7 protein-coding genes are annotated in these 12,403 nt (G+C 42.0%); 1 reads left to right on the forward strand and 6 read right to left on the reverse strand.

The features are described from left to right. Window positions 1-207: 207 nt before the first annotated feature. From carB to IJI01_RS08875, 4 genes are all read right to left on the reverse strand, one after another. The gene (carB, locus tag IJI01_RS08860; RefSeq protein ID WP_292188938.1) at window positions 208-3,459 is read right to left on the reverse strand and encodes a carbamoyl-phosphate synthase large subunit; all 3,252 of its coding nucleotides are present in this window, start codon (window positions 3,457-3,459) and stop codon (window positions 208-210) included. Window positions 3,460-3,557: 98 nt separating this feature from the next. Then, window positions 3,558-4,406 carry a DegV family protein gene (locus IJI01_RS08865; RefSeq protein WP_292188941.1) on the reverse strand — a complete coding sequence of 283 codons (849 nt, stop codon included), beginning with the start codon at window positions 4,404-4,406 and terminating at the stop codon, window positions 3,558-3,560. 200 nt (window positions 4,407-4,606) lie between these two features. Further along, window positions 4,607-6,367 carry a sensor domain-containing diguanylate cyclase gene (locus IJI01_RS08870; RefSeq protein WP_292188946.1) on the reverse strand — a complete coding sequence of 587 codons (1,761 nt, stop codon included), beginning with the start codon at window positions 6,365-6,367 and terminating at the stop codon, window positions 4,607-4,609. Between the two features lie 115 nt (window positions 6,368-6,482). Further along, window positions 6,483-9,596 carry an endo-1,4-beta-xylanase gene (locus IJI01_RS08875; protein ID WP_292188949.1) on the reverse strand — a complete coding sequence of 1,038 codons (3,114 nt, stop codon included), beginning with the start codon at window positions 9,594-9,596 and terminating at the stop codon, window positions 6,483-6,485. A 380-nt stretch (window positions 9,597-9,976) separates the two neighbouring features. Between IJI01_RS08875 and IJI01_RS08880 the strand changes: the two genes are divergently transcribed. Next, entirely contained in the window at window positions 9,977-11,293 is a 1,317-nt protein-coding gene (locus IJI01_RS08880; RefSeq protein WP_292188952.1) for an HD-GYP domain-containing protein, read from the forward strand. Window positions 11,294-11,332: 39 nt separating this feature from the next. Here IJI01_RS08880 and sfsA read toward each other — a convergent pair whose 3' ends face one another. Both sfsA and IJI01_RS08890 read right to left on the reverse strand, forming a co-directional pair. Then, window positions 11,333-11,995: a DNA/RNA nuclease SfsA gene (sfsA, locus tag IJI01_RS08885; protein ID WP_292188955.1), complete on the reverse strand. Its 663-nt coding sequence runs from the start codon at window positions 11,993-11,995 to the stop codon at window positions 11,333-11,335. 8 nt (window positions 11,996-12,003) lie between these two features. Further along, complete coding sequence (locus tag IJI01_RS08890; RefSeq protein ID WP_292188957.1) at window positions 12,004-12,297, reverse strand: hypothetical protein; 294 nt, start codon at window positions 12,295-12,297, stop codon at window positions 12,004-12,006. Between the last annotated feature and the right edge of the window lie 106 nt (window positions 12,298-12,403).

The following is a 12,403-nucleotide window of genomic DNA, read 5'->3' on the forward strand; positions in this document are numbered from 1 at the left end:
TATGTCTCCCATTGACATGTTTCGCTCGAAATAATCTTTACATGCAGCAATCTTGATTTCTAAAGGATACTTAGCCATAAAAAATCCCCCTAAAGGAGACTTTGGATATTTCCATTGTCTACTTTAGGGGAATCATATCAGCTAAGCTCCCGGCTCTTTTTCTCTTTGCAGACGAACACAAGCATTTCTGCGGACTTCTAATAATTTTTAGTTCAGTTTGGCGTGATATTCCTGAAGGGAGTTGATATTGCCGCAGCCCTTCTCTTTTACCTCATGGATTCCTTCTGCCGCGGCCTTACCAGCAGCAACTGTTGTGATGTAAGGAATACGTGCCTTGATAGCAGCCTTACGAAGATATCCATCATCGTGCTCTGCTCCGCGGCCGATAGGTGTGTTAATGATCAGCTGAACTTCACCATTCTTGATTACATCCTCTACGTTAGGTCTTCCACCCTCGTAGTTCTTCATTATCTTAACTGCTGGAATTCCAGCTTCTGTAATAAGCTCATAGGTTCTGCCTGTAGCATAGATCTTAAATCCATCAGCTGCAAAACTCTTAGCAAGGCATACTGAATGTGGCTTATCTTCCTCATTAAGGGAAATAAGTACAGCTCCTTCAAGTGGAAGTAAACTTCCAGCAGCTTCCTGAGCCTTAAAGAAGGCTTCACCAGGAGTCTTTGCAAGTCCCAGAACTTCTCCTGTTGATCTCATCTCAGGTCCGAGAACAGGATCAACTTCAGGGAACATATTGAATGGGAACACAGCCTCTTTTACGCCATAATATACAGGTTCTGTCTCCTTCTTGTCAGCAATGAGCTGAGGAACTGGTGAAGGACGGCCTGTGAGCTGTGCTGTAATAATATCTGTAGCAACAGGAACCATCTTGATACCACAAACCTTGGATACAAGAGGTACTGTACGAGATGCTCTTGGATTAGCCTCAAGGACATAAACTGTGTCATCCTCGATAGCGTACTGCATGTTCATAAGACCTACTACGTTCATCTCAACAGCAATCTTTCTGGTGTACTCCTCGATTGTAGCAAGGTGCTCCTTGGAAATATGCTTGGAAGGGATGATGCAAGCTGAGTCTCCTGAGTGAATACCTGCAAGCTCGATATGCTCCATAACTGCTGGAACAAAGGCATGCTGGCCATCACTAATCGCATCAGCCTCGCACTCAAGGGCATTGTGAAGGAATCTGTCGATGAGGATTGGTCTGTCAGGTGTTACACCAACAGCTGCTCTCATGTATTCTTCCATATTTTCTTCGTTTCTGACGATTTCCATTCCACGTCCGCCAAGGACAAATGAAGGACGAACCATAACAGGATATCCGATTCTGGCAGCAATCTCTTTGGCTGTCTCAACATCAGATGCCATGCCAGCCTCTGCCATTGGGATTCCCAGCTTATCCATCATCATGCGGAACTGATCTCTATCCTCTGCAAGGTCGATAACCTCTGGAGTTGTACCAAGGATGTTAACACCTTCTTCCTTAAGCTTGGCTGCAAGGTTAAGAGGTGTCTGGCCACCAAACTGAGCGATTACGCCAAGTGGCTGCTCCTTACGATAGATCTGCAGAACATCCTCAAGTGTAAGTGGCTCAAAGTAAAGCTTATCTGAAGTATCATAGTCAGTAGAAACTGTCTCAGGGTTGCAGTTTACAATGATTGTCTCAAAGCCAAGTTTTTTAAGAGCCATAGCAGCATGTACGCAGCAATAGTCAAATTCAATACCCTGACCGATTCTGTTAGGACCACCGCCAAGGATCATGATCTTCTTGTTCTCACCAGCTGAGAGCTTCATAGGATTCTCAAGAGCGCTCTCCTCCTGATATGTTGAGTAGTAATAAGCACTACCATCTGTGCCATATACGTGAACTCCATCCCAGCACTCAGTAAGGCCAAAGCCCATTCTGGAATTTCTGACATCGTCCTCAGATACACCCAAAAGCTTAGCAAGATATTTATCTGAGAAACCATCTTTTTTAGCCTTAACAAGGGCATCCTTAGCAGGAACGCTACCCTTGGACTCAGTCAAAAGAGCTGTCTCTTCATCCACAAGCTCTTTTATCTCATTAAGGAAGTAATGCTTAACCTTAGTAATATCGAAGAGTTCGTCTACTGTAATGCCCTTCTTCATAGCCTCATACATAAGGAAGTATCTCTCTGATGAAGCATCCTTGAGAAGACGAAGAAGTTCTTCCTTGGACATCTTCTCGAACTTCTCGATGCATCCAAGGCCGTATCTGTCCTTTTCAAGAGAACGGATTGCCTTCTGGAATGCCTCCTTGAAGTTCTTGCCGATACTCATAACTTCACCAACGGCTCTCATCTGAGTACCAAGCTTATCTTCTACGCCTCTGAACTTTTCAAAAGCCCAGCGGGCGAACTTAACAACAACATAATCTCCATTTGGAACATACTTATCAAGCGTTCCAAACTTGGAATCTGGAAGCTCTGCAAGTGTAAGACCTGTAGCAAGCTTGGCTGAAACAAGGGCAATTGGGAAGCCTGTTGCCTTACTTGCAAGGGCAGATGAACGTGATGTTCTAGGATTGATCTCGATAACGATGACACGTCCAGATACAGGATCATGAGCAAACTGTACGTTTGTTCCACCAATAACACCGATGTGCTCTACAATCTTGTATGCCTGACGCTGAAGCTCTTTCTGAAGATCCTCAGAAATAGTGAGCATAGGAGCTGTACAGAAAGAATCACCTGTGTGAACACCAACAGGATCAACGTTCTCGATAAAGCATACAGTGATCATATTGTTGTCCTTGTCACGAACAACCTCAAGCTCAAGCTCTTCCCAGCCAAGGATTGACTCCTCAACAAGAACCTGATGAATGATAGATGCCTGAAGGCCACGAGCGCAAACTGTCTGAAGCTCTTCCTTGTTATAAACAAGACCGCCGCCTGCGCCTCCCATTGTATAAGCAGGACGAAGTACTACAGGGTAACCAAGTTCATCAGCTTCTGCAAGAGCTTCTTCTATAGAGTAACAAGCCTTGGAACGAGCCATTTCAATTCCAAGCATGTCCATTGTCTTCTTAAATTCTGTTCTGTCCTCGCCACGCTCAATAGCGTCAACCTGGACACCAATAACTTTTACGTTGAATTTGTCGAGAATTCCGGCCTTGTATAATTCAGAACACAGATTAAGGCCTGACTGACCACCAAGATTAGGTAGAAGAGCATCTGGCCTTTCCTTTTCAATAACTGCTGCAACACGTTCCACATTAAGTGGTTCGATGTAAGTCTTATCTGCCATCTCCGGATCCGTCATAATAGTAGCCGGATTGGAGTTAACCAATACGATTTCGTAACCAAGACTCCTAAGTGCCTTACAAGCCTGCGTTCCAGAATAGTCAAATTCGCACGCCTGGCCAATAACAATCGGTCCAGAGCCGATAATCAAAACTTTGTGTATATCAGTTCTTTGTGCCATGATACTCCTCCCAATATTTTCTTTTTTCCATCCTTACCATTTTATTATCAGGACTTCGTAAACACAAGATAATTTTTCTGGTAAATCTTGAATAATTTTTAGTTCTCGAAATATGCAAAAGCAATAGCTCCAGGTCCAGTGTAGGTACCAATAGTTGCACCTGCAACTGCATACTGAATGCCGTCCTCATGCCCCTCGTACAGTACCTTGGAGTCTTCAACATATTTTTTTAACATCTCATCAGATAATCCTGAATAAGCAAGACAAGTTGGCTTACTGTAATCAATTCCGCCTGATTTCCTGATGAACTCCATGAGCATGTTGTGGCCGTTTTTGGAGCCACGGGCCTTACCTATAACCTTAACCACACCTTCATCTATAGTGATAACAGGCTTGATCATCAAAAGATTTCCAGCAAAAGCTGCAGCAGCTGAAATTCTACCACCAAGCTTTAAGTATTCCAAAGTATCAAAAACAGCGATAACATGAGCTTTCTTGATCTCTGGCTCCATGATATCGACAATCTCTTTAGCGCTATAGCCCTGATCTCTTAGCTGGACTGCTCTCTGAACAATGATGTACTGCGAAATGCAGAACTGTTTGCTATCCACGATATAGATATTATCTGAATACTCCTGAGCTGCCATACATGCACTCTGATAAGAACCAGAAACTCCGGAAGAAATACTAATGTATATGAGTTCGTCACCACACTCATCTGCTTTTCTAAATTCTTCAGAATACTCATAAGGAGTAATCTGGCTTGTCTTGGGAACTGCATCAGTCTCTACAAGCTTCTTATAAAAATCTGTCGCAGAAAGTGTAACACCATCAAGGTATTCTTCCTCCCCGAATCTTACCTTAAGAGGCAGAATTGTTATTCCCCACTCCTTGCCCTTCTCCTGTGGTATATCACTTGCTGAATCCGTAATTATTCTAACTGCCATTTTCTTCTCCTCCCAAACCTTTTATCAAATCAAAATATAATTGTCATAAAATCATTTTATACAATCGGTTTCCTGATAATAGCGTCAAAAACTGACTATTGGCCATTTTGTATATCGTTAGTTTCCAAACTGTTCTACAGAATAGCACAAAAAAATAAGGGCTGCAATAACTAGCCCTTATCTTCCAGATAATATGTTTATCAATTTCCTACTACTCTGTTTCTGCCGCTCTCTTTGGCCTTGTAAAGCCCCTCGTCAGCTCTTTTGACAAAAGAATCAATGGTATCTCCGGCCTTGTACTGGGTAACTCCAAAGCTCATAGTTATGTGCTGAACTGTAGTAAAACAACTCTGCTCAATCTGCGACCTAAGGCTCTCTGCAAACTCAAGTGCCTTGTCCATGTCAGTCTCCGGCAAAACGTAAAGGAACTCCTCGCCGCCCCAGCGACCAAATACATGTGAAGGTTTGAGATTGTCTTTGACAATATCGACAGATGCTCTAAGTACCATGTCTCCCACGTCATGACCATAGGTATCATTGACATGCTTGAAATGGTCAATATCCATAAATATCAGACAAGCCGGAGTATTGTCCGCAGCACAGAATCCCAGCACTTCATTTATCTTGTTCTCAAGCTCCCACCTGTTATATATCTTGGTGAGCTGGTCTGTATAGGCAATCTTGCCCAGCTCTTTATTAACAGTGTCCAGCTCTATGGATGTTCTCTCCAGGAAATTCAGAATTCTATCCACAAACGGAATGTACTCTCTTTCGTCCTCCTGTATTTCCGAGTCATCAATATAATTGACACAAGGTCTGTATTTATCTTCTGCATCAGTATTTTCTTTTAGTCCAACAGCAACTAATGCGCTATTTTGCACACCACCATGTCCATCAGCCGACATAAACAATTCCGCATAGCCCACAGCCACGGATACTTCAGGATAAAGAATTCTGAAACAGGAAGTTTCACTGCTTGCCTTTTCCTTAAGAAATCTGACTCTGTTACCACACTCAAACAAAAGAACTGCTTCCGGCTTAAAATCCTTCATACCTGCAACTGATTCACTGATCGTATCTAAAAGATTGTCCGCACTTCCATAAGAAAGCCTCAAGGTCTCACCCTTAACAACATCGGAGGTAAAATGTATTGAATTATCTTCTCCATAGGCTGAAGGAACTCTTGCTATAACGCAGCCTTTTCTATGGAAGATCATTGGAAACTCGCAGACATTCTGTACAAAATATTTGCCAGGACTAACCTTGAGATATTTGGAGTAAACCTCAGTAGCTGGTCTGTGGTCTATTTCAGAAATGATGTTGTCGCCGTTAGTCTTGGTCACAAGCATCTCAACTCCAATTTCTTTAAAGCCAAGGCAATTATCCATATATAAATGAAGGTCTTTTCCTGAAAATATTACTGCAACAATCTTATTAGCCCCTGCTCTCTGTCCATAAGCTTTGGCTGTGTTGAGAGCTCTGATACTACGCCCTGCCTTAGCCCCGAACATCGGCAGATTATGGTGCCTGAACTCACTGGTAAAAGAATGTATGACAGCACTGCCACATGAATAGCATACCAGCATGCACTTGGCGTCCTGGATATCATCAAGTACTTCATTGATAATACGACCTGCAACGAAACCTGTAGCTATATCAAGGTCAAAGTCATATTCTATGAGTCTTGTCTTTTTAAAGAACGTGACATTAAGCTCTATTGGCTTATCTTTGATGTCATATTCTATGTCTGCTATATTGGCACAAGTCAGACCAACAAGGCATGCATTGCTACAGTTCGCGTTGATATAATCCACTATAGCCTCATCATCCGCATCTATCTTGGGATTGTATAACTGCATAAGAACACCGGAAGCATTCTCGTAAGACTTACTTCCATTAATCTCCGCAATTATAGTGGCAAGTTCATCCATTGTGTGAAATGAATACTTTTTTTGTACCATATCTGCTTACCCCTCATTAATCTTATAATAGCATATTTGTACACTATATTGTGATAGATTTAATTGTAAAAAAACGGTGTGCATTTTCTGCACACCGCTCTTTGTAAATCCTATATTATTTGAATGCAATCTGCGCGAAGTTGTAGAAACCAAGGTACCAAATATTGAAATCATGAGCACCGTTAAGTTCCTGCCACATAAAGTTCTGACCGTCTACAAACTGGTTACAAACCGAAGGAAGGTTCTTGGCTGCAGCTGATGCACTTGAATAAGCTGTTCCATCCTGAAGTCCGCAAATGTTGTAGAAGAAGTGAATCGGATACTGATTGCCATTTAACTTAGAAGCTGTTGTAGCTGCGGTGTTACTTGTAGGTGCAGCTGAGAAAGCTCCGAAATAGCTGAACAGATCAACACACTCTCCGATACCGATATTGATGGTCTGCATTCCACCCATTGAAAGACCTGCACATGCTCTGTGGTCTCTGTCTGTATAGGTGCTGTAGTGAGAATCAATATAAGGAATCAGATCATTTCTAAGCTCTTTTCCAAAGTTATAGAAAGAATCTACTGAGCCACTGGCTGATGCCTTACCATTAGGTGTAACTACGATGAATCCATCGATATCGCCATAGTACGCAAGGTTATCCATGATAGCCTTAACCTGTGAGTTGTTTCCTGTCATTCCCCATTCATTCTCGTTTCCGCCAATTCCGTGAAGGAGGTACAATACGCTGTACTTCTTGTCTGCGCTGTAGCCAGCTGGCAGATAAACGTTAGCCCTCTTGGTATATGTACGGTTGTTAGCTGAATAGTCATGAGCTGTATAGGAAATGTTCACGATTGTTCCTGAAGCCTGATCATATCTGGCTGACTTATACTGCTGAGGAATTGAATACTGAACCTTGGAAAGATCAATACCGCTCTGATGCTGCTCTTCCTGCTGTCCCTGGTTAGGATCCTGCTGTTCCTGGCCACCTGTCTGCCCCTGGTTAGGGTCCTGCTGTTCCTGGCCACCTGTCTGTCCCTGATTAGGGTCCTGTTGCTCCTGACCACCCGTCTGTCCCTGACTGCCTGATGAACTTCCTGCTGCAGATTCTAATACATAGTCAAAAGAATCTCCGACCTGTCCAACACCAATCGAACCGAACTCTACGCTCTGTCCATTAGCAATTGTCTTGTTCCAGTCAACTGGTGTGATCACATAATAATCACCATCTGTTGTTACATTTACATTCCAGCATGAATCAAGGTTGACCTGATTCTTATTAACTTTAAGAGTCCATCCATCAACAGTGTTTCCTGTATTGTTAGATATCTTATAGGTTACCTGATAGCCTGAACCCCAGCTATTGATTGAATATGTAAGCTCAAGTCCTGAATCAAAGAAGATTGGCTCTGGATCTGGCGTAGGCTCTGGAGTTGGTTCTGGTTCTGGCTGAGGCTGAGGCTGTGGCTGTTCCTGCTGTCCCTGTCCACCAGTCTGTCCCTGTTCCTGACCACCTGTCTGGCTCTGACCTCCGTCAACCTTCTCGAACTGCCACTGCTGATTCTGGTTACCGTTGTACTTGTACTGGATTACATTTGTGCCATCATCTGTCTTGTGCGCATTAACATCAAGAACGCGTGCTGCATTTGAAGACTTTGTTGCGATTGTATAGATACCATTTGTATTAGTATTCTTAACTACGAACTTCTGGGCATTTCCGCCATAGCCCTGGTAAATACCAACATTTGCGCCATCGATATCTTCACCATTAGCTACATCCAGCATAAAATTGCCTAGTCCTGATGTGAGGTTGATGTAACCATCATTAGTATTTGTAACATACCACTTCTGTCCATCTACACCTGTACCTGAACTGATGCATACATTTGTCCAGCCGCTTGCTCTGTTACCCTCAACTGTGAGGTACTTCTGAGACTGAACGCCCTTGATGTAATACCAGCCATTTTCGATCCTTGCTGCGCTATTAGTATCAGTCTGGCTTGATGAGCCTGATGATGAACCTGATCCTGAGCCTGATGACGAACCTGATCCACTGCCTGAACTTGAGCTGCCTGGCTTACCAAATACATCAAGATAAGCATTTACCTGAGAATCATATGCTCCCTTATTAACACCGATATTGGACCATGGAAGTGGCTTTTCACCACGGAGCCATGTCTCAGCATCTGAAGGTCCCCACCATGTGATGCATGAGATGTTTCCACCATTCTTCTTGGCTGTATTGATGTTCTTGAAAAGATTGTATGTGTAATTGTTAAGATCCTGATCACCCTTGTTCTTGATATCAAGCTCAGTGATCTGTACCTCAAAACCAGCTCTGATGAATGCGTTAAGAGCCTGAGTATAGTAGTCTACTGAAGGATAGCTTGTGCTAAGGTGAGACTGCATACCAATTCCGGCACATACTTTTTTACCCTGGTTGATATAGTTAACAAGCGCAATCTCGTCATTTACAACCATGTATGTGTTGTAGTCATTGTAGAAAAGCTTAACTGAATTAGTGAGATTGTACTGCTCAAGCACGTCATAAGCATAGTTAAATGCCTTCTTTACATACGTAGCATTTGTCTTGTTGTTTCCGTAAACAGCCTCCCAGCCTGAGTTTGATGCGTGCATGATCTCATTTGCAACATCCCAGAATACAACAACGCTGCCATACTGGCTTGAATAAACATGATTAAGAACGCTCTTTACATAGAATTCAAGACGAGCATCCATTGTTGACTGGCTAACAAAGCCGCCATTTCCTGAATATCCGTTTCTAAAGAACCATGTAGGAGTCTGTGAATGCCATACAAATGTATGACCTCTCATCTTAAGACCATTCTGATAGCAGAGCCTCATAGCCTCATCAACTGTGCTGAAGTTGATCTTGGGCACATACTGCTCAGAATAATTAGATGGAATATAATAGCCAAGTCTTTTTGCCTCAGCTACTGAAATAAGAGTTGCCTGTCTGCTTCCAAGAAGATAATCCGGCTTAAACTCGTTGCCAAGAGTAACAATGTTAGAATCCTTCTTGATCGCATTAACAGTGTTCTGGTCCCTGAGCATGTATGTATGAACGCAGTTTCCTGAGTATCCATACTTAGCCCCATAGGTTTCCATGAAGTTGTAACTTGCTGCCTTAACTTCTGTCTTAAAAGACACTCCCAGAGTACTTACAAGGAAAATAAGTACCATGAGCCTAGCGAATAAGCACTTAAAACTTATCTTTTTCATACCTTCTCCTTTTCTTAATTCTTATAAGTTCCCCTCCCCATATGAAATAAGAAAAATAAGTGCATCCATGCTTGCTCGAGCACAATAATCATAGCAATTATGTCTAGTTTTAACCTTTCAGATATTGCTTGATAACTCGCAAATATTGCTGTTTTTGTACATTTTTTCACTAAATTCTGTATTTTCAAATAAATCGAATACAATTCAAAGAATTATTGCATAATTATTCTCTTTTGCCCATCAAAAAAACTGTCAAAATGACAGTCAGATATAATAAACTTTCTATTAATATTCATAATTAATTATGTAATTGCGTCACTTAATTATTGTTATAGTATATAATCAAATGTGGAATTGTATACACTGCCAAGAGGTATCCAATGGGAGACGTCATCATATATTACTGGCCAAGATTAATAGTTTCTCTTCTATTTGCCCTTTTCTCACTACGTGTGTCAAAGGTTAAATATTCTGTGCCCAGACAGATTGTCAGGGGAATTATCTTTTTCCTTTTATCTGGTCCGGTAGTCAGCATTTTCTCCGAGATATTTAATTACAGGACCTTCAACTTGTTTATAAAGCCAAATCTTAAATTTGAAAACTCCACCGTAATTGCCATTTTCGGTCTCTACTGTATAGTCCTCGACGTTCTGGCGTTTATTATTCCTATATATCTATATTCCAAGATCCTTGGTGATGTGCTGATAATATCCGCCACAACATATATACAATTTGTTCTACAGGACAGGTTTGCATATGTAATATCACAGGATGCAAAAGGCTATGTGATCATATATGCGATCGCTTTTCTGATAATTGCCTTTGTTCACGGAAGAGATGTGGATTACATTTCCAAGCACCTGGATTCCCTCAACTGGATGCCTGTGCTCCTGTACAATATCGCTCTTTTCGTACTGATCGATACCTGCTACGGAGCCTATTACTTTTTCTCTGAATTGCAATACGACAAGCTCAGTATTCCCATGATATGGCTGGATTCCATAATCATCATTGCCTGCATTTTTGCCTCTGGATTTGCCAAGCTCAATGTCCACTTGTCCAAGGAACACAGCAACAGACTTGAATACATGCAGAAATTCCAGGATAGCCAGACAGATATCATTCGTGATTTTGCTTCCATTTCAGAGGCAAAGTCCGGCGAAACAGGCGAACATATCAGGAGAGTTTCTGAATATACAGCTATTCTGGCCAAAGAATTTTTTGACGATGAAAAGATAATAAGCTATATCAAAGTCGCATCCATGATGCACGACATTGGTAAGCTCATGATTCCAAATAATATTATAGAAAAAAAGGGAAAGCTGACTGCAGACGAATATGAGATCATCAAAACACATTCTTCCTATGGAGACAGTCTCCTATCGCATAATGAAGGCGAGATCATGACCATAGCCCGAGAGATTGCTCATGAGCACCATGAGCGCTGGGATGGCAAAGGGTATCCAAGAGGTCTTAAAGGCGATGCGATTTCCATTTATGCACAGATTGTTTCAGTAGCAGATGTCTACGACGCCTTAACCAGCAAGCGCTCCTACAAAGAAGCCTGGCCACCTGAGGAAGCCTTTACAGAAATTGTAAGGCAAAAAGGATTTCAGTTCTCTCCGAGAGTTGTAGAAGCTTTTGTTAAAAACTATAGTGAAATAGAAGAAATCAGGAATAAATACGTAGATAAATAAATGCGGAGAAAGTTGCAATAACCTATGCTCCGCATATTTTTATTCATTACTATCTGTAATTATTAGAGTGTCAGGTTCTACGTGGCACTTTAAAAAGATAACCTGAACTCCAGTTGCCTTAGCTTCATCCAGAGCTACTCCAAACTCAGGATGAGTTGTGATGTTTGCTCTAACCTCCGATACACCATCCATCTGGATCACGAATGCGATCATCGCCTTGTATCCTTCTGCTATGGCGTCAGCCAGTTCATGCAAATGCTTGACTCCGCGCTCTGTAGGTGCATCTGGGAAATATCCTACTCCATCAATCTCAAGGGTGCAGCCCTTAACTTCCATCAGATAGCGCTCCTCTCCGCGCTCCATATAGAAATCGATCCTGGAATTCCCATATTTAAACTCAGGGATAACCTTGTCATAATTCTGAGTTGCCAGCCACTCTTTTACCACCTTGTTAGGGGCCTGACTGTCTATGTTAAATAGGATTCCATTGTCCTTTTTTACAGCCACCAGGTCATATCTCGTCTTCCTATCTGGGGTTCCCGGCTCAGTCAGCCACACCTCACATCCTGGAATCAGAAGTTCTTTGCACCTGCCAGTATTCTTGACATGGACAATTTCTTTTTTCCCATCGATATCGACTTCTGCAATAAAACGATTAGGGCGATTTACAAAGACCGCTTTGGTTATGTTGTCGTATTTCATATATAGGATTACTCCTCTATCTGCGAATGTTTCCTCGCACGTCTATTGATGATCAGTAGAAACAGGTTTCCGACCAGAAGTGAAATGATTGCTAAGATCACCTGCGCCGGTAAAAAGAGCTGCAATATAAATGCAGCGTCGTGAAAATCTGATGACGTCACAGATACGATAATATCAAAGCCTATCAGTATGAGTGTCGCACAAAACACAATAGCCGTATATACACTATGTTTCCTGACTTTAACCAGCGTAATCAGACACCACATTGGTAAAAAAGATAATACAAGATCTACAAAAAACATATTTGTTCCCCCCAAAAGATATGTGCTAAATTAACGTTTTCTAATTAATTAACATGTCATTTGGAGAATATGTTGCGTATTGTTTAATTACCATTGAAAACGGTCA

Source organism: Butyrivibrio sp. (genome assembly GCF_017433805.1).
Taxonomy (GTDB): Bacteria; Bacillota; Clostridia; order Lachnospirales; family Lachnospiraceae; genus Butyrivibrio.